The organism is Vibrio hippocampi (assembly GCF_921292975.1).
Taxonomy (GTDB): Bacteria; Pseudomonadota; Gammaproteobacteria; order Enterobacterales; family Vibrionaceae; genus Vibrio; species Vibrio hippocampi.
This window is the reverse complement of the sequence record NZ_CAKLCM010000003.1, coordinates 750067-773312: the sequence shown is the minus strand read 5'-3', so window position 1 is coordinate 773312 and position 23246 is coordinate 750067. Positions and strand designations below refer to the sequence as shown.

At 44.8% G+C, this 23246-nt stretch carries 22 protein-coding genes; 4 read left to right on the top strand and 18 right to left on the bottom strand.

Annotated elements, in window-relative coordinates; all coding sequences use genetic code 11:
* Window positions 1-396: 396 nt before the first annotated feature.
* The 8 genes from L9Q39_RS16605 to L9Q39_RS16570 form a co-directional block, all read right to left on the bottom strand.
* Window positions 397-549: a YoaH family protein gene (locus L9Q39_RS16605; protein WP_237486210.1), complete on the bottom strand. Its 153-nt coding sequence runs from the start codon at window positions 547-549 to the stop codon at window positions 397-399.
* Between the two features lie 93 nt (window positions 550-642).
* The gene (locus tag L9Q39_RS16600; protein ID WP_237486209.1) at window positions 643-1737 is read right to left on the bottom strand and encodes a conjugal transfer protein TraF; all 1095 of its coding nucleotides are present in this window, start codon (window positions 1735-1737) and stop codon (window positions 643-645) included.
* 83 nt (window positions 1738-1820) lie between these two features.
* A complete protein-coding gene (locus L9Q39_RS16595) occupies window positions 1821-2696 on the bottom strand; it encodes a DUF2861 family protein (RefSeq protein WP_237486208.1) in 876 nt (291 codons plus the stop codon).
* Window positions 2696-3355 (bottom strand): response regulator transcription factor VxrB, encoded by a 660-nt coding sequence (gene vxrB / locus L9Q39_RS16590; protein ID WP_237486207.1) that lies wholly within the window; start codon window positions 3353-3355, stop codon window positions 2696-2698. The genes L9Q39_RS16595 and vxrB overlap by 1 nt, the downstream gene beginning before the upstream one ends.
* Window positions 3330-4724: a sensor histidine kinase VxrA gene (gene vxrA / locus L9Q39_RS16585; RefSeq protein ID WP_435532847.1), complete on the bottom strand. Its 1395-nt coding sequence runs from the start codon at window positions 4722-4724 to the stop codon at window positions 3330-3332. Before vxrA ends, vxrB begins: the two co-directional genes overlap by 26 nt.
* 224 nt (window positions 4725-4948) lie before the next feature.
* Window positions 4949-6325 carry a Re/Si-specific NAD(P)(+) transhydrogenase subunit beta gene (gene pntB, locus L9Q39_RS16580; RefSeq protein ID WP_237486206.1) on the bottom strand — a complete coding sequence of 459 codons (1377 nt, stop codon included), beginning with the start codon at window positions 6323-6325 and terminating at the stop codon, window positions 4949-4951.
* 9 nt (window positions 6326-6334) lie between these two features.
* Complete coding sequence (gene pntA, locus L9Q39_RS16575) at window positions 6335-7873, bottom strand: Re/Si-specific NAD(P)(+) transhydrogenase subunit alpha (protein ID WP_237486205.1); 1539 nt, start codon at window positions 7871-7873, stop codon at window positions 6335-6337.
* Between the two features lie 303 nt (window positions 7874-8176).
* Window positions 8177-8455 carry an HlyU family transcriptional regulator gene (locus L9Q39_RS16570; RefSeq protein WP_237486204.1) on the bottom strand — a complete coding sequence of 93 codons (279 nt, stop codon included), beginning with the start codon at window positions 8453-8455 and terminating at the stop codon, window positions 8177-8179.
* A 261-nt stretch (window positions 8456-8716) separates the two neighbouring features.
* Between L9Q39_RS16570 and L9Q39_RS16565 the strand changes: the two genes are divergently transcribed.
* Entirely contained in the window at window positions 8717-9949 is a 1233-nt protein-coding gene (locus tag L9Q39_RS16565; protein ID WP_237486203.1) for a GGDEF domain-containing protein, read from the top strand.
* Window positions 9950-9952: 3 nt separating this feature from the next.
* Here the strand turns inward: L9Q39_RS16565 and L9Q39_RS16560 are convergent, their stop codons facing one another.
* Window positions 9953-10996: a Solitary outer membrane autotransporter beta-barrel domain gene (locus tag L9Q39_RS16560; RefSeq protein ID WP_237486202.1), complete on the bottom strand. Its 1044-nt coding sequence runs from the start codon at window positions 10994-10996 to the stop codon at window positions 9953-9955.
* Between the two features lie 48 nt (window positions 10997-11044).
* The gene (locus L9Q39_RS16555; RefSeq protein ID WP_237486201.1) at window positions 11045-12028 is read right to left on the bottom strand and encodes a diguanylate cyclase domain-containing protein; all 984 of its coding nucleotides are present in this window, start codon (window positions 12026-12028) and stop codon (window positions 11045-11047) included.
* A 247-nt stretch (window positions 12029-12275) separates the two neighbouring features.
* Between L9Q39_RS16555 and L9Q39_RS16550 the strand changes: the two genes are divergently transcribed.
* Window positions 12276-12713: a DUF3069 domain-containing protein gene (locus L9Q39_RS16550; protein ID WP_237486200.1), complete on the top strand. Its 438-nt coding sequence runs from the start codon at window positions 12276-12278 to the stop codon at window positions 12711-12713.
* Between the two features lie 123 nt (window positions 12714-12836).
* Here L9Q39_RS16550 and modC read toward each other — a convergent pair whose 3' ends face one another.
* From modC to L9Q39_RS16530, 4 genes are read right to left on the bottom strand one after another with little or no spacing between them, the layout of a single operon-like run.
* Window positions 12837-13937 (bottom strand): molybdenum ABC transporter ATP-binding protein ModC, encoded by a 1101-nt coding sequence (gene modC / locus L9Q39_RS16545; protein WP_237486199.1) that lies wholly within the window; start codon window positions 13935-13937, stop codon window positions 12837-12839.
* Window positions 13934-14629 carry a molybdate ABC transporter permease subunit gene (gene modB, locus L9Q39_RS16540; RefSeq protein ID WP_237486198.1) on the bottom strand — a complete coding sequence of 232 codons (696 nt, stop codon included), beginning with the start codon at window positions 14627-14629 and terminating at the stop codon, window positions 13934-13936. The genes modC and modB overlap by 4 nt, the downstream gene beginning before the upstream one ends.
* A gap of 5 nt (window positions 14630-14634) precedes the next feature.
* Entirely contained in the window at window positions 14635-15393 is a 759-nt protein-coding gene (modA, locus tag L9Q39_RS16535) for a molybdate ABC transporter substrate-binding protein (RefSeq protein ID WP_237486197.1), read from the bottom strand.
* A gap of 35 nt (window positions 15394-15428) precedes the next feature.
* On the bottom strand, window positions 15429-16898 hold the full coding sequence (locus L9Q39_RS16530) for a cobyric acid synthase (protein WP_237486196.1): 1470 nt from the start codon (window positions 16896-16898) through the stop codon (window positions 15429-15431).
* A gap of 287 nt (window positions 16899-17185) precedes the next feature.
* Here L9Q39_RS16530 and L9Q39_RS16525 point away from each other — a divergent pair, with 287 nt between their 5' ends.
* Both L9Q39_RS16525 and L9Q39_RS16520 read left to right on the top strand, forming a co-directional pair.
* Entirely contained in the window at window positions 17186-17575 is a 390-nt protein-coding gene (locus tag L9Q39_RS16525; RefSeq protein ID WP_237486195.1) for a YgiW/YdeI family stress tolerance OB fold protein, read from the top strand.
* 221 nt (window positions 17576-17796) lie between these two features.
* A complete protein-coding gene (locus tag L9Q39_RS16520; RefSeq protein ID WP_237486194.1) occupies window positions 17797-18333 on the top strand; it encodes a hypothetical protein in 537 nt (178 codons plus the stop codon).
* Window positions 18334-18399: 66 nt separating this feature from the next.
* Here L9Q39_RS16520 and L9Q39_RS16515 read toward each other — a convergent pair whose 3' ends face one another.
* The 4 genes from L9Q39_RS16515 to nrdD all read right to left on the bottom strand — a co-directional run bounded on the left by L9Q39_RS16515 (window position 18400) and on the right by nrdD (window position 23245).
* Window positions 18400-19092 carry an ATP-dependent zinc protease family protein gene (locus L9Q39_RS16515; protein ID WP_237486193.1) on the bottom strand — a complete coding sequence of 231 codons (693 nt, stop codon included), beginning with the start codon at window positions 19090-19092 and terminating at the stop codon, window positions 18400-18402.
* 48 nt (window positions 19093-19140) lie between these two features.
* Window positions 19141-20325, bottom strand: coding sequence for an amino acid aminotransferase (locus tag L9Q39_RS16510; RefSeq protein ID WP_237486192.1), 1185 nt, complete (start codon window positions 20323-20325; stop codon window positions 19141-19143).
* A 143-nt stretch (window positions 20326-20468) separates the two neighbouring features.
* Complete coding sequence (nrdG, locus tag L9Q39_RS16505; protein ID WP_237486191.1) at window positions 20469-20936, bottom strand: anaerobic ribonucleoside-triphosphate reductase-activating protein; 468 nt, start codon at window positions 20934-20936, stop codon at window positions 20469-20471.
* Between the two features lie 188 nt (window positions 20937-21124).
* Window positions 21125-23245: an anaerobic ribonucleoside-triphosphate reductase gene (gene nrdD / locus L9Q39_RS16500; protein WP_237486190.1), complete on the bottom strand. Its 2121-nt coding sequence runs from the start codon at window positions 23243-23245 to the stop codon at window positions 21125-21127.
* Between the last annotated feature and the right edge of the window lies 1 nt (window position 23246).

Sequence of the window (23246 nt, the reverse complement as noted above, 5' to 3'; positions counted from 1 at the left end):
ATTTCATCGCCAATTTAACGACTATTTGGTGGCTTACTGCGACGAGAAGTGCCAATACGGATAGAGATCTTAAATGATTTGACGTAAACACTTACTTTCTCTGTAGGTCAATAAAAACAACCAGCATAAAACACTGGTTGCTTGTACTGATGTTGAACGCACCTGTAATTAAATTACAACTGCCAACAAAAGCCGATCGTTACCAGTTAATTATCCTTTAGTAAGATGTTGAATTATTTGAATTTAATTCATTTATAGAGGCTGTTTTTGCTGCCACCTAAGCTCAACTAAGCCAATACTCTCAATCTATGCATTAAGTGCATAGATTATCATGAGGCATAAAAAAGCCCTCTGTTAAAGAGGGCTATGGGCAGAGCTATATCTGATCTAGAGAATTTATGGCTGCTGGGTTTGTTTCTCTGCGCGTATTTGATTTGCCACAGTTTGGATAGCTTGTGCTGTGCTCATCCCCTGCTGCATCAATTGCTGTATTTTTTCTACCGCTTGTTGCTGCTCTTGGTGAGATAAAGTTGGTAAGTCGTCAAACATAAAAAAGTCCTCCCATTGTTGGGGAGGACTATATTACAAAAGCCGTGTCGATCAAACACAATTTCGATATAGATGTTGTTGAGCAAACAATCGCTAGTAGGTCGTGACAAAGTTAATCGAAGCGCCCATAGCATCAGCATTGGTATATCGAGCGGATATATCCATTTCTATCAGATTAAGCGGCGTTAAACCGATACCCGCGGTAATCGTACCGTCGCTATTATCCTTGGCTAAGTTCTTATAGTACCCTGCCCTAAGCTGAATCTGTCGAATCAGGTCGACTTCAAGACCGGCACGAATCATTTGGGTGTCGTCGTCAAATTGCGTGAACTTCGTTTCTTTATTCAAATCGTAATCGATAGAGAACTGAAAGTAGTCTGCGACATAACCAGCCCCCACTGTATAAAGTGGTTCTAGGTTGTACTCATAACCATAATCAACAGCACGACCGCCGACCAACGTCGTACCTTGAGCAGTCTTTATGTTTCGCGAAAGAAGGTTGGTCGCAGATACGCCTGCTCTAAATGGACCAAAAAACCAAAGTGCGCCTGCATCAATGTTAAATGCACTTTCACCCTCTTTATTATCTGTCACATTTTCGAGTGCAAAATCCTGCAAACTGCTGACTGAGGTGAATGTGTAGATGCGTTGAAATTTAGGTGTCACGCCAAATGACCAATGTTGCCCCAGCACGGTTTGATACTTAGCCAACGAAAGTCCGATTTCTGTTATCGCAACAGAAGCCGATTTGACGGCTGAATTCGTAACGGTACTGCCCATATCTGGCTGAGCGACGTTTTCTACATAGGCTTTACCAAATATATTTGCTGCAACAAATCGGTTTGGTAGACCAAATGCGACTGCACCACCAAAGTCTAAATTGGCAACGGAGTCGTTCGAAATTGCGCTGATATCTCCCGTCGCAACAGCTTGATCAACTTGATCGATTAATCCATTTTGATCGTCATAGTTGATACCAAGGCTTGGAAGGAGCATGCCTGCATCATCATTGCGTCGGTAAATTGCCACCAAAGCAGGGTTATAGAATGGTGCTGTTAGATAGGAAGCTGACACGACACCGACGCCACCCATTGCATCACCTCTTGCCTCGATAGACAACGTGGTTGCCGATGCAGAAAAGCTCGATAGAATTGCAATTGCGGAAAGGGTTTTAATATGATTTTTCATTGAGTTATAACGTTTGTAAACAACCTTGTTATAGGGGTTAACGGCGAGATAACTCAATTCTTTAATTATTTACCAAAAATTCTCTAGTCTTCGGCGGAAACATCAAAGGTCTTACTGATAATTTGCGAGCGCTCAAAAAGAATCTGCCCCTGCCAGCGACTTTGTGTCATGGCTATCGACAACACATAACGATCGGGGGCGATGGTTTTATTCTCGATCGTTGTCGGATAATCTGATTCATAATTTCGAGTCCATACAGGGACGAACTCGTTATCAATGTAATCATAAACCCCAACTCGTAACATAGGTAAAGGGCAATACGAGTTCACTAAGGCGTGTTTTTCTATACGCCACTCATCTTTAGAGGCCCATCGAACCGTTTGAACCAGTGATTCTTCACTCAAGATTACCCATTGGCTCCAATGCTCGCCACCCTCGTTATAGATGTTGAGTTGATATAACCCAATCTCTAACGGTGCAACTAGATTGTATCGAATACCATACTCGGTCGACTCAGTTACAGCGTCACTAATGTCATTAACAAACGCTTCCTTGTCATTAGAAATATCGCCGTCTATCCACTTATTTAGGCTAATTTCCTGAATAACGCTATCAGACATGACTTCAACCGTTGTCACATAGGTATCACGACCTGGGCTCTCACGGTATTGTTGATTGATGACAACGCTTTTGATCCATTCTGGAAAGTGTTGTTGAGTCAGGCTTTTGCCACAATCGACTTCAAGCGACTGTAAGAACAGTTGGTTGATGTGGGATTGAAGACTGGGAATCGGTTGTAACTGCCACTCTTCTACCAACGACTGAAACATCGCATTGAGATCTTTGTTGAGTAGATGCTGATGGACCTGTGTCACCGTATTGGTATTTTCGAACCAAGCGGCATTTACCGCAGGTGACACTGAACATACTGACAGAATAGCCGTGAGTAACTTTTTCATTACGCCTTCATTTTATAACCAACACCACGAAGGGTTTCTATTTCTAGACCTGGTAACTTTTGGCGCAATTGCAACACGTGCGTATCAACGGTTCTTGTCGTTGGAAAGTGGTTATATCCCCAAACATGATCAAGCAGTTCATCACGGGTAAATACGCGACCTAGGTTACTGGCTAGGAATAATAAAAGATCAAACTCGGTGCGCGTTAAGGTAATCGAATCACCTTTGTAAAACACTTCGCGGGTCGTTTTATCGATTTCCAAATGTTCAGTGGTGACTTTAGTGCTTTCAGTCTCATCAGATTCCGGTGTTCTTAACTGAGCTCTGATGCGCGCAAACAATTCTGCTTCAGCAAACGGTTTGGTTAGGTAGTCATTGCCTCCGGCATCAAGTCCTGTCACCTTGTCTTTAACGGTGACCAGCGCCGTTAACAAAATCACGGGAACATCTTTCTTTTCTTTCCATCCGCTCAAATGCTCTACCGAATCACCATCCGGAAGTTGTCGGTCTAAGATCACAAGATCTGCTTGTTCCCAGAGCGCACTCACGTCAGCGATTCGTTCTGCGTGTAAACATTGGTAGCCTGCGAGTTCGAGGCTTACAAGCAAGCCATCGGCAAGGTTTTTGTCGTCTTCAACAAGCAGCAGTGTCTGTTTCACAAGGTATCTCCAATATAAAAGTAGTTGGTGGACCAACAAGAGTGAGTTTACCACCCATGCGTCCTACCATAGATTCGACGATGGTAAGCCCAAGACCTAAGCCTGCTTGACTAACGAAAGGTTGGCGTAATTGACGCCAGTCCTTTTCGGTCAGTTGACCCTGATCTTGTACTTCGATTCGCAGTTGTCCATTGGCTGTTTTAACATTAATGGTGACGGGTGCGACACCATATTTAATGGCATTTTTAATTAGGTTATCGATACAAGTGCCCAACCAATAAATATTCACTTTAACCGCTCGGTCTTGATCGAGATTTATCGCCACTTGACCATCAAATTCTTCTTCTGCTTTAAAGCTTAACCACTCTTGTACAGAAGGTAACCATTCGGTGGCTAATGGTTTATTGTCAGATTGTAAATAGTCCTTGCTCGCTTCTGCAAGTTGTCGAAGGCGGCGGGTGTCTTCACACAGACGTCGAAATTCATCATAAACACTTTCAGGCAATTGCTCAAACTCTCGCCTAAAGCCTTCGACCGTCAGTGATAAACTGGCGATAGGTGTACGCAATTCGTGAGTTAAAATTTGCAGCACTAACATACGTGCTCTTAGCTCTTTACGTTTACTATTCCAACGATAAATCGCCCAACCGCTCACCAATAATATATTGGCAATGATCAAACTGATCATGCCTATTTTTAGTAAGTCGGTATGATCTTCCGTTTCCCAACAAATATTGCCACGGCGAACAAAACAAGTTTCTGAATTTGAAGCCAGTTTAAACCTTAAACCTGAATCTTGGGCATTCGCATGCCAAACTTCGGCCGAAAACAGGTAATACCTCTCACCTCGCCTAATCCAAAGCTCTTCATTTTCGACAAACATGGTTGATCCACGAATAAGAGAAATTACCGTTGACTCGCCCATGGTCTGTAAACGACCAAGTAAAGAGTTCATTGGTGCCTGATCACGCTCTTTAATGTGCATATACTGTTCCAGCACATATTTCTGCTCTGGATGGGAGTTAATATAACGAGCCGCGTAGGTCCCGCCACCCGGATGGATTAAACCACTGCGAGCGAACCAACGCTGCGCTAATTCTCGACCGTTACAGATAGCGCGGGTGAACACCAATGGTTCAGTGATAAGAGGACTTAGTGGTAAAGGACCGCTGCAGTTTTGTGCCAAATGGTACAGTTGCTGGACTTCTTTGAGCGGATATTTTGTTGTTTGTGGCAACATGGATTCAGGCATCAGCAACTGAGTGGGATAATCCGCTTGAATGATTCGAACATCATAGGACGCGTTGGCGTTGGTATAGTCGAATTGACCGACAAAATTATCGATACGCTCTGGGAGAGATTCCGCCATTACAGGGAACATACACAGGAGTGAGCTAACAAGTGCGAATGTGCGGATTAAAATATTCAATACAGAGTTCTTTTGGATCGAGTCGGTTTATTTGCTGTTACATTTGTAATTATTATCAACTATATACCACTTAGCGCGTCATGGTTTGGTAAAAATTTGACTTTATGGCTTGAAAATAAACAAAAAAGCCAGCAATGCTGGCTTTTTTATCGACGATCACACTATTACAGTGCTTTCGATATGGCATCAACGCTTTCTTTTGCGTCGCCAAACAGCATGGATGTGTTTTCTTTAAAGAACAATGGGTTTTGAACACCCGCGTAGCCAGTGTTCATTGAACGTTTAAAGACAATCACATTTTGAGCATTCCAAACCTCAAGAACCGGCATCCCAGCGATAGGGCTATTGGGATCTTCAAGTGCTGCTGGGTTGACCGTATCGTTAGCGCCGATAACCAACACGGTATCGGTCTCTGGGAAATCGTCATTGATTTCATCCATTTCTAACACGATATCGTAAGGCACTTTGGCTTCCGCTAACAGGACATTCATATGGCCAGGTAAGCGTCCCGCAACTGGGTGAATACCAAAGCGCACATCAATACCTAACGAGCGCAGCTTTTCGGTAATGTCTTGGACTGGATACTGTGCTTGAGCAACCGCCATACCGTATCCCGGAGTGATGATCACCGACTTACTGTTTTTCAGTAGCTCAGCCACATCGTCAGCTGTGATCTCTCTATGTTCACCCTGCTCTTCATCGGTAGAGATGACGACCTCTTGACCAAAGCCACCAGCAATAACACTGATAAACGAGCGGTTCATCGCCTTACACATAATATAAGACAGGATAGCCCCTGACGAACCGACCAAGGCACCGGTAACGATAAGCAGATCGTTGGCAAGCATAAAGCCCGCTGCCGCAGCTGCCCAACCCGAATATGAGTTCAACATTGACACAACCACTGGCATATCTGCACCACCAATGGAAGCCACAAGGTGGTAGCCAAACGCAAAGGCAATCAAGGTCATGATGATCAACGCAAACATGCTGCCATCGGCTTTGACAAAGTAGATAAGCAGCAAGACTGAAACAACGATCGCCGCTAGATTCCACTTATGTTTATGCGGAATGGAAAGTGGTGAAGACGAAATGACGCCTCTTAATTTACCAAACGCAACAATTGAGCCGGTGAAAGTCACGGCACCGATAAACACACCTAAGAACACTTCAACTAAGTGGATGACATGCTCAGCATGCGTTGCCGCTTCTGGTGCATCGATATAACTGTTATAACCGACCAAAACCGCTGCCATACCAACAAAACTATGCAGTATCGCTACTAATTCGGGCATTTCCGTCATTTCGACTTTTTTGGCGTAATAGATACCGATAGAAGCACCGATCACCATGGCGATGATAACCCAAGTAAAACCTTGGGCATCTGGACCAAAGATGGTGGCAATGAGCGCAATCGCCATACCGGTGATACCGTAATAGTTTCCGGAACGCGCCGATTCTTGCTTAGAGAGTCCGGCTAGACTCATGATAAAAAATAATGCAGCGACAATATAGGCTGCTTGTACTAATCCTGATGACATGTCGCCCTCCTATTTGTCTTTGCGGAACATTTCAAGCATGCGTTTTGTGACCGTAAAGCCACCAAAAATATTGATACTGGCGATCAATACCGCAATAAATGACAAGACGGTCACCACACCACTGCCTTGACCTATTTGTAATAAAGCACCAACAACAATAATGCCCGAGATAGCATTGGTCACCGACATTAGCGGTGTATGCAGTGCATGGGTAACATTCCAGACCACGTAATATCCAACCACACAGGCAAGAACAAATACCGTGAAATGCGATAAGAAAGCCGCCGGTGCGACTGAAGCAATCCAAGCAAAAGCACCCACCGCGACCACAAGACCAGCGAATTTCTTAACCGGTGATGTCGGTTCTGGCTCAGGTTTAACCTTAGGCTTATCCACTGGTTTAGCGGGCGCTGGCTGCGCTGACACTTGAATAGGAGGCGCAGGCCAAGTGACTTCGCCCTCTTTAACGACCGTCACACCTCGAATCACTACGTCTTCAAAGTCGATATCCACTGCGCCATCTTTGTTTTTACAAAGCAGCTTAAGCAGATTGACCAGGTTTGTGGCATACAATTGAGAGGATTGAGTTGGTAGTCGACCGACCATATCGGTATAACCAATGACTTTAACGCCATTTTCGGTGGTAATCACCTGATCAGCGACGGTGTACTCACAGTTACCGCCATTCGCTGCTGCAAGGTCAACGATCACGCTACCCGGTTGCATGGCATCGACCATCTCTTTGGTAATCAATTTAGGGGCTGGGCGACCTGGGATAAGAGCGGTCGTAACAATAATATCGACGTCTTTGGCTTGCTGCATATAAAGTTCAGCGGCTTTTTTGTTAAAGTCGTCAGACATCTCTTTGGCGTATCCATCACCTGAGCCTGAATCTTCTTGATAATCGACTTCAAGAAACTCTGCCCCCATCGACTCAACTTGTTCTTTTACTTCCGGACGTACGTCGAAAGAGCGAACAATCGCGCCAAGACTCCCTGCGGCTCCAATCGCGGCAAGACCCGCAACCCCCGCTCCTGCAACTAAGACTTTAGCGGGTGGAACTTTACCCGCAGCGGTAATCTGACCGGTAAAGAAACGACCAAATTCATGTGCTGCTTCGACCACCGCGCGATAGCCGGCAATATTGGCCATCGAGCTCAATGCATCTAGAGCCTGAGCGCGTGAGATCCTTGGAACAGAGTCCATCGCCATCACATTGATATTCTTGCTTGATAGCTTTTCCATCAATTCAGGGTTTTGTGCCGGCCAAATAAAGCTGACTAAACTCGCACCGGACTTGATGAGATCAATCTCTTGATCGCTTGGCGCATTTACTTTAAGAATTAAATCGGATTGCCAAACTTCGTCGTGAGTGGCGATGGAAGCCCCTGCGGTTTGGTAGGCAGAATCGTCAAAACTGGCAAGCGCACCAGCATTGGATTCAATACAAACTTCAAAGCCAAGCTTTAAAAGTTGTTCAACTGATTTAGGGGTCGCGGCTACCCGCGTTTCTCCGGAGAGGCTTTCTCGTGGCACACCTATTTGCATAGCTATTCCTTAACTATTAATAGAGTCATTGTCCCTTTAGAAAACAATAAAAGGCTCTTAGTAAATCGTTTTGTATTCCTTGAGACAAATTCACTATCTACGCATGTTAAAATTAAGTGGCTTTGTCGTTGTATGTTGCCGAAGGTGGTACAACCTTTGCGTACTCATTACCTGAACCCCAAAGCCACAGCAAAGAACAGGTAACATTTTGAATTACAATCCTATACAAACAACGTTGACGCCGAGATGATATATATCAAAGCAAATTGTTAGCAATGATTGATTTAATGGTCAGCGCTCCGATCAGTTGAAAATATTGCCATTCATTTGATCGATAAACATTTTCGCCTTGCTTAACATTAACTCGTTTGCATCCCCTTTAGATGCCACAACGTCAGAACGTATAAAACGGTACTCTTTGACTTCACCTTCTATATCTTTGGTGATCCTACCCGCAACACGATACTGACCGCCCTCTTCGATTGCTTCTTGGTAGATTAAAAACTCGTTGTATTCGACCGGCTCAACAGAAGGTGATTTTTTGGCTTTATTGCCGCCGAATAACTTGGAAAGAAAACCCATTACTTGGTCCTTTTACTATGAAACTAATTCAACCCATGTTGTCGACTTTACGGTAACGGGTCAACTGGTTATGTAAAAAATATGCGATGTTAACCAACTAAATTCATAAAGATCTTTCGGGTTTACCACGCAAAGAAATAATTTACTAAATAGCAAACGGTTAACTGATAAAAAACACCATAAATCACTTGGCAAAACATCAAATTACCGTATCCTTAACCATCAACTTATCTCAGCCTAGCAATTGATTTTTTTACGATTATGTCTAACTCCCTACTTGGTTCACACCTCGTTCGCTTATTGCTTCCTATCGCGTTGATCATCGGCGTGTTATTGGGGCTGGGACAAATTGTGCAGATTGCTAACGCCAATGCTGGTTTTTCTACCAATCTACCGTATATCTTATTTTTGACCGCTATTGCTCTTGGGCATACCTTTAAGCAGTCGACGATGGCAATGGTGAGTATCGCAATGCTTGTCGCCTACTTTGTCATTCAACAACGGCTTCAAACGCCTCTGTCCACTGGCACCACGTTACTCGAAGTGTCTTTATTGTGTCTGTTACTCCCCGTTGCTTGTTGTCTTGCTTACTTGTTCCCTGATACTGGGTTGTTAAACAAAACAATGGCGTTATTTATCGCCATATTAGCCAGCTTTATCTTGTGGAGTTATCTGATTATTAGTCACCTTGCGCAAGGTGGCTTTGCCGACTTTAGTGATGCCTTATTGACATCGGTGCCACAGATTTCCAGTCTGCCGTTAGTGCTGGTGCTTTATTGCTTCGCCATCAGCGGTGCTACGGGGATATTTTTGTTGAAATATCAACGGGCGATTGACGCTTCCGTTTATTCATCGGTACTGCTTGCATCCACGACCTTTATCATCTTTCACTTACCGAGTATCTCAAGCACACTGTTTTCATTAGCCGGTATTTTGAACATTATCTATTTGATTTCAGCAAGCCATCAAATGGCATTTAACGACCGTTTGACCAATATTCCCGGTCGTCGCGCGCTCGAAATGGACATGAAGCACTTAGGTCGTCGATACGCCATCGCGATGCTGGATGTCGACCATTTTAAAAAGTTCAATGATACCTACGGTCACGACACCGGTGATCAAGTCTTAAAATTGGTCGCTTCTAAACTGACGTCTGTTAAAGGAAATGCCAAAGTCTATCGATATGGTGGCGAGGAATTCACAGTGCTATTCAAAGGCAAAAATGCCGCTGACAGTCACCAATACCTCGATGATTTACGTCAAGAGATCGCTGACTACCAAATGGTATTAAGAGATATGGATCATCGCCCTGAAGATAACAAAGTCGGCGCTGCCAAACGCGCAAAAAGCAAAGCAAGCCATGTCAGTATCACGATTAGTATCGGTGTTGCAGATACAAGCCATACCCGTAAGCCAAACGAAGTTCTTAAATTGGCGGATGAAGCCTTGTATCAAGCGAAGAAGAAAGGTCGAAACTGCGTACAAAGAGCATGATCCTCAGTCTTGGTTAAAAAACAGCACCAAACTTCCCCCTTTCAGCGCGCTGCCATAATTGATGCTTAATCCAATACCAATATTGTCGACGAACTTGATCGCAAATGGTGGTGTCATCAACCAACCTAGAGTCGCCTCGTAATAATAGGGAGATCCGATAGTATTAAAGGTATCGCCCCCAATATCGACCCGACGAATACTCGAATAAATGGTCTGTACTGAACGACCGAAGTCGGTGACATCAAAAAATAGTTTGGCTTCATTAGACCAATACCAACCTTCCGGATAGCCAACGTCTCCCTGATTCGCCTCTCCCCAGCCGACACCGTAAAAGTAATTGAAACTGGAATCAAAAGTCAGCTTTCCCCACTGTTTGAGTTTGAGGTAACTAAAACCAACTTCAGATTGAGCCGTCGTCGCCCAAGCATCGGTATTGACTAATACCCCATCAACAAGGGGTTTGAGGTACTGCTTTGATGCTGCAGAGTTATAGCTATAACGGCTTTTGTAATACTGAAGGTGAGCTCCAACGCCAGTATTAAATGACCAGTGATCTTCAAACTTGATTTGCTGCTGATAGCCTACGTAGCCACCCAACACATACTCGTGATGCTTGTCGGGCTTGGAACTCTGGAAATCAATGGTATCTCCATCGGCTTCTAATGCAGATAGGCGAAACACTAACTGATTATTGAATGTAGGCGACTGAGTCAGGGTTTCGGTCCAAGGAAGCGTATAAACATTGAGGCTTTTTCTTAAATCGACCGACTCAGGCGTGCCCGCATCTTCATCGTCGATATTGAGCCAGTTATTCGGATCAAAATCTTTAAAACCCAACGTGACGGCGTCACTGTCTGATAGTATCACCGCGCCAGCGAAAGCATTTTCAAACAGCTTACTAAATCTCGGATCGGCTTTTATTGGGCTAGATATCAAAAGCAAGCCAATACACAGCGGGCTAAGATAACCAAAGCGCCGAAAATAAATACGTTGATAACAAAAGCGTCGATAACAGAAGCGTTGATAACAAAAGCGTCGAGCGATCACGAGGTAGCCCTGAACATAGAAAGATAACAAACAGTATAGTCGTGCTAACTACTGAACTGCTTGCAACTTGTCGCTGTCCCCGACACAAACATAGCGGTTTCTACCGCTGCGCTTTGCTTGATACAGCATCTTATCAGCATTTTCGTAAAGTTGACTGATTGCTTCCGTGCCGTCAGGAATAACAGAATAGACTCCCAGTGACATTGTCACGTTATGACTGGTGTCAGAGTGTTCATGAGGAATGGCAAGTTGGTTTATCCCCTCACGAATGCGATGCGCGTTCTCTTTTGCTTGCGCCAGGTTACATTGAGTCAACAGCACGACAAACTCTTCTCCCCCATAGCGCCCCACATATTCACCACTGCGAATAAAGGTTGCGTCAAGGAACTGAGCAATACCAATCAGGCACTGATCGCCTTCGGTATGTCCATAGTTGTCGTTGTACGCTTTGAAATGATCCACATCCATCAGGATCACTGACAGCGGACTGCGATGACGCCCATGCCATTGCACCAATTCTTGCAGCTTGCTATCCATAAAACGACGGTTAAACAGTTTGGTCAATCCGTCTTCGTTAGCTTGATGTTGTAACGCTCGGTTGGCTTCTTCAAGTTGAGCACTGGCTTGTTTGAGTTCACGTCTCATTTGAGCAATACGTTGCATGGCGACCAGTTTAGATTGTAAAACGATCTTATTAACCGGTTTGACCAAATAATCATCGCCACCTGCTGCAATTGCTTTGGCAATCATTTCGGGTTCATCGTGGCTACTTAAGAAAATAATCGGCACCCAATCTTCACTATAGGTGTCTCGTATTTTCGCGGCGACCTCAAAGCCATCCATATCGGGCATGGAAATATCCAATAATACTAACTCAGGGTCAAACGTTGGATAGCGTTGCAGCGCCTCTTCACCACTTGCCGCGGTTTCTACCTCATGCCCTAACTGCTTAAGTCGGATTTGAAGTTGCATGCGCTCCAACTGAGCATCGTCGACCAGCAAAATTTTCATCGACGCGTCTATCGAAATCATAACCTTTCCTATACCTTCACTCTGATTATGTGTCGCTCACTTGTCTATACGTTACAACAAGTGTCACCTGCCTCATAATCAAAACCTTGTGTTATATGACTATATTAGAACACAATTTCCATAAGCCCATAATTTTACTGAAATTAGTCTATATATTCACCGATGCACATCATAATCTTCTTCTTGAGATAAGACATTAAAAAATGTTAGCGTTATAATTACGTTTTAAAAATATCGAGATAGAAGTATGTCCGAAACACAAAATAATGAAATGGTCGCCGTAGACCTAGATGCAATTTCTCCGGAATTGCGTAAAGTCATTGAGTTTGATGCAGTACCAGCAGAAATGCACAACATGGTCGTTTCAATTCATGAGGTGACCGAAGAAGCGGTGCAAGAATCTTGGGAAGGACTACCGGCAAGTGCGCAAAATATTCTTGATAACTTTGAGCAATTTCACGCCCTTATTTCGGTCAGCCAAGCCTTTGCTGGCGTCAGCACCATGGAAGAGATCAATTCGATGGAAATGCCCGCAGATATGAGCGACGAAGAGAAAGAAGATTATCGTGCTCGCCTGCTTGATCAAGTGCTACAAAACTGTATTAAAGATATGGTGAAGCAGCTTAAAAAAGCGCGTCGCGATGCCATTCTTAAGCGCGACTTTAAAGACGTATTTGCCAAGTAAGGCGTAACACCACGCTTTGAAAATATCATACCCAAGCGAGTTAGCTTGGGTATTTTTTGTGACGTCAATAACGGTATTTGGCGATTGTTACTGCAAGGACAAGACTGAGCGATATTGCAAGGACTAGTGATACTCCAAGGCGATATCTTTTTGCGAAACACTGACCCCTTTGATTTGTGCGTAAACCCTCTGCCCGACTTGCAACTGCAATTCATCGATAGCCCAAAGCGTCACGGTTGCTAATAAGTGGCAGTTTTCCCCCAAATCCAATACCACTTCTGCACTCTGCTTTGCGCCTTTTTTACCATAATGAATCGCCATGATTTGACTGTTTAACACATTACGAATTGAGGTATTTTTCGGGCGCTCTAACACTAATGACACATCACTGGCTCTGACTCGTAGGCGCACATCATCATTCGCTTGACCATTAATATGCTGAACCCAGAGGTAATGATCACGATTGAGCATGACTTTGGTTAACCCATAGCGCTCATTTTGTTCGGTAATTTTCCCGCGAAACAACATGCTGCGATCAGAAAATGACTGCCAACTCGACATGGTGCGCGATGCCCATACGGTTTCAATATCACCACACTCCGTCACTTTGCCCGAATCGATAATCACCAAATGATTAGCGAGTCGCAGTATTTCATTCAAACTGTGGGTCACGTACACCACAGGGATAGAAATACTATGTGACAGCTTCTCGATAAACGGCATCAGTTCCCGTTTGCGTTCGATGTCCAAAGAAGAAAGTGGCTCATCCATCAGTAAGATATCCGGCTTGCTTAACAGCGCACGTCCTATGGCAACACGCTGCTTCTCGCCACCAGACAAACGGCTTGGATAGCGGTTAAGTAGATGATTTATTGATAGTAGTTGGCAAATCTGAGCGAAATGTTCAGCATCAAACTGAGTGACGCCGTAACGCAAGTTGGCGGCTACCTTCATATGAGGAAACAAGCGTGCGTCCTGAAAAACGTAGCCGATGTTGCGCTTTTCCACGGGAACATTAATCCCAGAATCATGATCATAAACAAAGCGATCATCCACTTTAATACTGCCGCCATCTGGCGTGACCAATCCGCTAAGAAGGTTGATTAACGTGGTTTTACCCGCCCCTGACTGACCGAATACCGCCGTGATCCCCGAGGACGGCAGTTGCGCCTTTAAGTGAAACTCTTGCTCTGAGAAGCGTTTAAACACGTCGATTTCTATCATTTTTGGCTTACTCCCAACTTCTGAGTCATCCAATGATTCAACCGTTCAGAAAAATAGAGTGATGCCAGTGACAGCAAAATAGAAATAATACATAAACGCATCGCTTGCGCCTCTGCGCCCGGAGTTTCGAGAAAATTATACATCGCTAACGGGATGGTCTGGGTTTCTCCGGGAATATTGGAAACAAAACTGATGGTGGCTCCGAATTCACCGAGGCTGCGAGCAAACGAGATCATTGCGCCGCTGAGAATACCGGGAATGATCAGAGGTAAGGTAATGGTGAAAAAAATCTTCCATCCTCCCGCCCCTAATGTTCGAGCAGCCTGTTCATAGCGATAATCAACCGCCTCCATTGATAAGCGGATGGAGCGCACCATCAGAGGCAACGACACCACAATGCAGGCAAGCGCGGCACCACGCCAACTAAAACTGAAACTTAATCCGGTCGTCGCATAAAGCCACCCACCCAAGATCCCTTGACGACCCATTGTGACCAGTAATAAATAACCAACAACAACGGGCGGTAACACCAAAGGTAAGTGAATCAGGCTGTCTAAAAGGCTCTTGCCGACAAACTGTTTCTTGCTGAGCAGCCACGCAAAAAATACGCCGATAGGTATCAGCCATAACATACTGACACTGGCGACTTTTAAGCTAAGTAGTAGCGCTTCACGCTCGTAATCTGTCAACATTCCGCTTACCGGTTAGGATCGTGCGATCCACTGATAGGTTGAAATCCAAAGTCGAACAAAATATTTTGCCCTTGTTGCGATAACACAAATTCTCGATAACGACGACTCGCATTGGTCTCTTTGATCATAGCCATAGGATAAACGATTTCAGCATGGCTATCTGGTGATATTGATTTGATAATACGCACTTTTTTACTCGCTATAGCATCAGTATAGTAAACAATTGCAACCGGCACTTCGTTGCGCTCCACTAAAGCGAGCACCTGCCTAACATTGTTCATTTGTGCTGTACGCGGCTGGATGGTTTGCCAAACACCGAGGGCTTGTAACGCTTGCTGGCTGTATAGACCAACAGGCACAGAAGAAACATTGCCCAACGCAATCCGTTGGTTGGCGAGCAGCCTTTGCCAAGACTCCGGGCTAGTCAGATCAAAATCCGTTAATGGTGGATTGCGATTATTGGTGATTAGAACCAATTGATTGCTGACTAATGGATAGACCCTGTCTGGCGTCACTCCAAGATCAGACACCTCGCTTTGAGACACTAAATAGTCGACCCATTGCTGATTGGCGGAGATAAAAACATCAGCTGGCGCTCCATGTGCGATTTGTCGTGCCATAGCTGATGAACCCGCAAAAACATTGACCACTTTAAACCCTGTTTGCTCAGCGAATGTCTGACCTAGGGCTTCGACTGCGTTGGTCATTGATGAGGCGGCATAGACGTTGACGGTTTCCGCCCTCACGCCAAGTGACACTGTCACTAAAAGTCCAGCAACCAGTAACTTATTTAACCATTTCAAAGTGATTGGTGTCCTATTTCTGTCCATAAGCGTGTTAAATCCATATGGGATTCAATCGCGTCGGCAATACGGTCGATGGCACTCTCTTGCTTGTGTTTGATCCCCGCCTCTGCGATTGCTTCACCATTGACCCAATTGACGATAGTTGGCAATACCTTTTCAGCATCGAACAAACCATGAATATAACTGCCGAAAATTTGTTGGTCATAGCTGATCGCCCCTTCAGGTCGACCATCTGCGAGTATGATTGGCTGATGCTCATTGACCTGTGATTGACCCACATGGATTTCATAACCGCTGACCGCAATTGCCGCGCCATCTAAGTTAAGCGTGGCATGGGTTTGAGTAAGCTGTTTTTCCTGCTTGAGTTCCGTGGTGATATTGAGCAACTTGAGTCCCTCTGTCGTTCCCGGTGTTCCCTCAACACCCAATGGGTCGGCAATCTGTTGACCTAACATCTGATAGCCACCGCAAATACCAATGACTTTACCACCATAGCGTAAATGCCGATAGATATCGCGGTCCCAGCCTTGTTGTCGCAGGTAATCGAGATCATCTCTGACCGATTTACTACCCGGCAGAATAATCAGATCCGCATTATCCAGAGTTTCACCTTTACCTACATAGCGCAGCTCGATATCTGGATGCAATCGCAATGCGTCAAAGTCAGTATGATTGCTGATTCGGGTTAACACCGGCACCGCCACCTTGAGTTTGATATTGTCCGAAAGTGGCTGGTCGGAAATGATGGCATCTTCGGCTTCGATATTCAGTCCATGGAGATACGGCAGAACCCCTAATACTGGTTTACCCGTTTTTTGCTCCAGCCATTCGAGTCCCGGCTCAAGTAAGGCAATATCGCCTCTAAAGCGGTTGATAACAAAACCTTTCACTCTTTGTTGTTCCGATGGTGACAACAGAGCCAAAGTGCCATACAGATGAGCAAACACCCCACCTCGGTCGATATCTGCAACGATGATAACAGGAATATCCGCCGCTTCCGCAAAGCCCATATTCGCAATATCGTTTTCTCTCAGGTTTATCTCTGCCGGACTGCCCGCTCCCTCAATCACCACGGCATCAAAGCGTTGAGTGAGTTTATTAAAAGAGTCCAAAACATAGGGCATAGCGAGTTGTTTGTATTGGTGAAAACCGCAGGCATCCATATTAGCGTAGGGTTTACCTTGGATAATGATTTGCGCCCCCGTATCGGAGTTTGGCTTGATCAAAATCGGGTTCATATCAACCGTGGGCGCAATATTCGCGGCTTGTGCTTGAACCGCTTGGGCTCGACCTATTTCGCCACCATCTTGAGTCACTGCACTATTAAGCGCCATATTCTGTGGTTTAAAGGGAGCTACTTTGATGCCTTTGCGCGCTAATACGCGACACAAGCCTGCGACCAAGACACTTTTCCCCGCATCGGAAGTGGTTCCTTGAACCATAATCGCTGTTCTATTTTGCATGTTCGAAGCCTATTCATTCCCGTCGCTAACCCCGGATTACACATGGGTCAAAACTCACCGGGTACTTGGCTCTAAGTGTAACTGTTTTCATCGTTCAGCGACAACAAACTGTGTGGCAAAGCGTCCGTAAATCAAACAGTTCGCTTCAATACTAAACAGGTACAACGGAATATTGTTCAATAACTCGCGATCATTAATTTGCAAAATGAATAAGACATTCAGAATCGGTTAAGCTTGGGTTTGTTTTAATGTCCTCAATCCAAACACAAAGGGTAAAGGACAATATTATGAAAAACACAACGATTCTAGCTATCGCAGCGACAATGATTGCAGCACCGACACTTGCATTAGCTAAAGACGGACATGGTAACAAACACGACGCTCACATCCATTATCAAGGTCCAGTGACAACCACTCAGGTTGCAGAACTCCTCACTGATACCAGTCGATTTACTGAAAAGAAAGTGGTCGTTGAAGGCAAACTAGTGCGTCAGCTTTCGGCTGATACCTTTATATTCAGTGATGGCAAAGCCGAGATTCAGGTTGAACTCGAAGATATTAACTTCAAGCACTCTCTTGATCATCAAACCCCAGTACGTCTGTTTGGTGAATATGAGGGCGGCAGTACACCAGAAATTGAAGTAGAACATATCCAATTGGTAAAAACGGCTTCTTAAGCTTTTGAATGGAAGACAATTTGAGTGAAAACTTATTAGGTAAAAGCGTTGTTAGGTCAAACCTCTATAAATTAAAGCGGCGTTGACTGAAAAATTTGAACTCAGTAGTGATTAATTTAATCATGTTTAAAAATGGTCTGTATTTTGCAGACCATTTTTTTATATACTAGGCGCTCTAAAGTTAGGTTCAGTACCTAACGCCACCACCCAATGGAGTATTCATGCTAGGTAAAGTGACACGTATTAGCCTATTAGCCATGACTTTCGCAGTCCCAAATTTGGCGAGCGCTAATAACTTTAATTACAATTCTTTTTCGGTAAGACTTGGCGCCAGTCCAGGCACTATCGGTGCAGAGTTTTCGACTTTCTTTACTGAAAATACCCACTTTATTGTGCGCGGAGACAGCCGCTTTGAGGGTGATTGGGATTTTGCTGGTGGTATTGGCTTCAACGGACCACTGGGTCAATTTGCTGACGTCTATGGTCAGTTAATGGCTCACAGTGTTAAAGGCACAGATAACGATAATTACGATAATGAATTTTTAACCGAATTTAATATGGGTACACGTATTTGGTTGCTTCCTAATGTTGAAGCAGGTGGTCATATTGGTATGTTGAACGGTGCGGATGACACTAAGTTTATCTACTCTGCGGGTGCACGCTTTCATTCGACGGAAGCCCTGTCTTTAGGCGCTGCCATCGCTGACAATGGTCTGTATGGTTCACAATTACAGATGTCCGTTCGCTTTGAATTTTAAAGTAAATTAAACCGCATTATGAAAAATAAAGGCTTCCAATTGGAAGCCTTTATTTTTGCGTGTCATTTAAGGTTTAGGCTGCACGTATTTCTGTGCTACATCAACAACAGCAACGTCTCTGAAGAAACTGCGACCAAGCAATATCGGGAAACTCAAATGCGTTCTATCTGCAAGAGTAAACTCGGTACTGCTGTCCATATCACCAATCTTAATGACGGTGGCGATCACTGGTCGTTTATCACTCTCTTCACTGCTCGATTGTTTAATCTTGACCCAACGCTTAATCGGTAAACTGATCTCTTTTGACTCGATGCCTTTGTGCTTGACTTTAAACTTCACCCAATCTTTGCCATCGCGTTCAAACGGAACAATATCAACGGCACTTAGAGAAGATGTCGTCGCTCCGGTGTCGATTCTTGCTTTGGTGGTGATTTTAAAATCAACCAAAGACACAAACTCCTCTTCACCGAGAATTAATTTCCCATCTTCGGTTTTGGTTGGTTTTGCAACGACGGGCGGCTTCTCTGGTTCAGTTTTTGGCGGTTTGTTCTCGACAACCGGCTTTTCAACCTCAGCAGGCTCCGTGACTGACGGCTCTACCACGACGGGTGGCTGAGAGACTTCAGGCATTTCTGGCTGAGAGACAACCGGTTGCTCGGGTGGTTGCGGCGCAACCTCAACGTTTGAGGGTTGTGTTGTACTACAAGCGGCCAACGCACTGGCAATGGCGACGGGTAATAGGCGTTTCCAAAAATTCATTCCTGCACCTTTTTATTCGTTTTATTATCACTTCCTTGTGAACGGGATCTACTGACTTACCGTGATCAGTGCATTGGCAACATAAGGCAATTGGGACTCAGACAAACCAGCGATATTAATTCGTCCATCATTGACACCATAAATACCAAAATCGTCGCGCAGTTTTTGCATCTGTTCTGCAGTAAAGCCTAGCACAGTAAACATCCCTTTGTGACCGATAATAAAATCAAATTTATCAGAGGAATGGACCGTATTTAGTTGTTTGCACAGCCCCTCACGCAGAGACACCAAACGCTGCTGCATTTCTGCTAATTCCGTTTTCCAAACCTGAGTCAGATGGTTGTCGGCAAGAATAGTCTTAACCAAAGCGGCCCCATGATCGGGTGGCATGGTGTACGTGGAACGTGCAAGGGTAAGCATTTTGCCGCGTGCATTCGCTGCTTCAGCTGCATTCTTAGCGATCAAAACGGCAGCCCCCGTGCGTTCACGGTATAAACCGAAATTCTTAGAACAAGAGGTCGTCAACAACATCTCTTCAACGCGCTCCGCCATATAGCGCAGACCATAGGCGTCGCTTTCTAAGCCGTCACCAAAACCTTGATAGGCAATATCGACAAAAGGGGTAAAACCTTGAGCGACGCTCATCTCAGTAATCAGTTGCCAATCCTCAAGTGCGATGTCTGCACCTGTCGGATTGTGGCAACAACCGTGCAGTAACACAACATCCTTAGGTCCCGCATTGCGTAAATCGGCAAACATAGCGTCACGATTCACTTGCTTGGTGTCAGTGTCGAAATAACGATAGTACTTCACCTGTAAACCTGCTGCTTCCATCACGGGTTTGTGGTTCACATAGCTTGGATTCGAGAGCCAAACGGTCGTGCCCGGTTGCGCAACAGCCATTAAGTCACCCAACATGCGCAGCGCTCCGCTGGCACCTGGTGTTTGGATAACCGCTAGACGGTCATAGACCGGCGTTTCACCGAATACGACTTTGGCGATGCTTTGGTTAAATTCTTCACAACCCGCCAGTCCGACGTAGGCTTTCGTGGTTTGTTCACTAGTGACAATAGTTTGTGCTTGAGCCACCGCTTTCATGATCGGTGTTTGACCTTCACTGTTTCGGTAAACACCGATGCCTAGGTCGACTTTTTCAGTACGAGGATCATTTTTAAAGGCAACAGAAAGAGACAGAATGGGATCGAGCGTTGGCTCGGGTAACTGGGAAAACATGAAATCACAACCCTTTGAAATTCAAGTAATGACCTTCACGTTATCATTAGCGCGAATATTTTGAAATATTTTTTATTGCAGTGATTCTCACCCTATCAAATTTGCCTGTCACCACCGAGTTCAAGTCTTAAACAATTTGACGCTTACAGCTTAAACCTGTGGATGATTTGATTGGCACTGCCCCGCCATTCTAGCTCTGGATCCGCTAGATCTTTCTCGAATTTTCCATCAATAAGCACATCAACCAAATTGACGATTTGTTGCTGCTCTTGGCTCAGTTCCGACAATAGGTAGCCACTCCAAAGCCAAATGTCTTTGTCTGGGCACTCAGCACGCACACGTTGAACGAGTTTAAGCACCGCTTCTAGGTTCGCTGGATGTAAAGGATCACCGCCAGAAAGGGATAAGCCGCGACGTTTAATACGCTCATCGTTCAGGTCAGCGATGATTTGATCTTCTAACTGCTGAGTAAATAGATGACCAGAATGTAACGACCACGTTGCTTGGTTATAGCAGCCACGACATTGATGAATACAGCCAGAAACAAACAGTGTGCAGCGAGTGCCTGGACCGTTGACTACATCGATGGGATGGTATTGATGATAATTCATATTTTACTCTGCTATTTTTCCAAGGCGCTGTTCTTCAAGGTATTGGATTTGGCTTGTTAGAGAGCCATGTTCAATAAAAAAGGGATCGAGCCTAATTTTAGCTCAATCCCTGATTTGCAACGAAACCGAGTCGTTGATGATAAGTGCTTATCAATTATAAATGCTTGTCGATCACAAATGCTTGTCGATTATAAATGCTTAACGCGACGTATCACTTCTTCTTGCTTACCGAAGTTGAATGGTCTTGCATCTGGGCTGCCAAGGTATCCGCAAACACGTCGTGTTACCGACACGCGAGTTGAGTCATGGTTGCCACATTTCGGACAGGTAAAGCCCTTACTGGTACAATCAAATTCACCGGTAAAGCCACATTCATAACACTCATCAATTGGTGTGTTAGTCCCATAATATGGCACGCGAGTGTAGCTGTAATCCCAGACGTTCTCTAGTGCTTCGATATTGCGTTGCATGTTAGGGAACTCACCATAACAGATAAAGCCACCCGACGTGATTTCTGGATATGGCATCTCGAAATCTATCTTGTCATAAGGGTTTACTTTCTTCTGTACATCAAGATGGAAACTATTGGTGTAATAACCTTTGTCAGTCACCCCATCAATAACACCAAACTCTCTGGTGTCAATTTGGCAGAAACGACTGCACAAGTTTTCACTTGGCGTACCATACAAACTAAACGCATAGCCGGTCTCTTCTGCCCAGCGATTGACGGTTTCTTTCATATGTTTGATGATGTCGATACCCATATCGCGTAGCTTACCATCATCGTACATGTGTGTTTCTGTGCCAAACAGTGCCGTCATGGTTTCATGGATACCGATATAACCCAGTGAAATTGACGCACGACCATTCTTAAAGATTGGAGCAATCGAGTCGTCCGCTTTAAGACGAACACCACACGCACCTTCCATATAAAGAATCGGCGCAACACGAGCTTTCACTTTTTCTAGGCGGCTAATACGTGTTTCTAGTGCACGACGAGCGAGCTTCAATCTATCGTCAAGCAATTCATAAAACTTGCTAATGTCACCCTGAGCTTTGATAGCGATGCGCGGCAGGTTCAAGCTAACAACACCTAAGTTGTTGCGACCTTCATGCTGCAATTCGCCATTTTCTTCATAAGTGTTTAAGAAGCTACGGCAGCCCATCGGCGTCTTAAATGAACCCGTGACCTCGACAACTTTGTCGTAGTTGAGGATATCTGGGTACATACGCTTAGATGCACACTCTAGAGCCAGTTGCTTAACATCGTAGTTCGCATCGCTTGGCTTGTGGTTTAAACCATCTTTAATTGCGAATACCAGTTTAGGGAACACCGCTGTTTTGGCATTTTTGCCTAAGCCTGCAATACGGTTTTTCAGAATCGACTGTTGAATTAATTTCGATTCCCAGCTTGTACCTAGACCAAAACCAAAAGTGACGAAAGGCGTCTGACCGTTAGCGGTATGCAGCGTATTGACTTCATACTCGAGAGATTGGAACGCGTCATAACACTCTTTCTCTGTGCGAGCCGTAGCGAATGCTTCAGGATTTGGGATATCCCACTCTTTAGCGATCTCTAAATGTTTTAGATAGCTCGATTGCACGTAAGGCGCTAGAACTTCATCAATACGGTTAATGGTCGTGCCGCCATAAATATGGCTTGCTACCTGTGCAATAATTTGCGCAGTGACTGCTGTCGCCGTTGAAATTGATTTTGGTGTATCAATCTCCGCATTACCCATCTTAAAGCCGTGCGTCAGCATGCCTTTAAGATCGATAAGCATACAGTTAAACATCGGGAAGAAAGGCGCATAATCGAGATCGTGATAGTGAATATCACCTTCTTCATGCGCTTTAACGATATCGCGTGGCAGAATACGAGTTTTCGCGTAATGTTTCGCGACGATACCCGCTAGCAGGTCACGTTGAGTCGGAATAACCTTGCCATCTTTGTTCGCGTTTTCGTTTAACAGATCGGCATTGCTCTCTTCAATTAAGCCCTCAATCTCTTTGGTTAGAGCGCTTTTCTTTTCACGAGCAATGTCTCTGTCATGACGATATTCAATATAAGAACGAGCAAGGTGCTTGAATGGACCCTGCATCAATTCGTTTTCTACTAATGTTTGGATTTCTTGAATATCGACATTTTCGCAATCCTCTAGCTTTAGCTCGACCGCTACAGCAACAGTTTTAGCATAATTGATCAGTTCTTGGTCTGAATGCTCTGCTGCACTAACGACCGCCGCTTCGATACGATCCTTGGTAAACGGAGCGCGAGAGCCATCTCTCTTGATTACGACTGTTTTCACC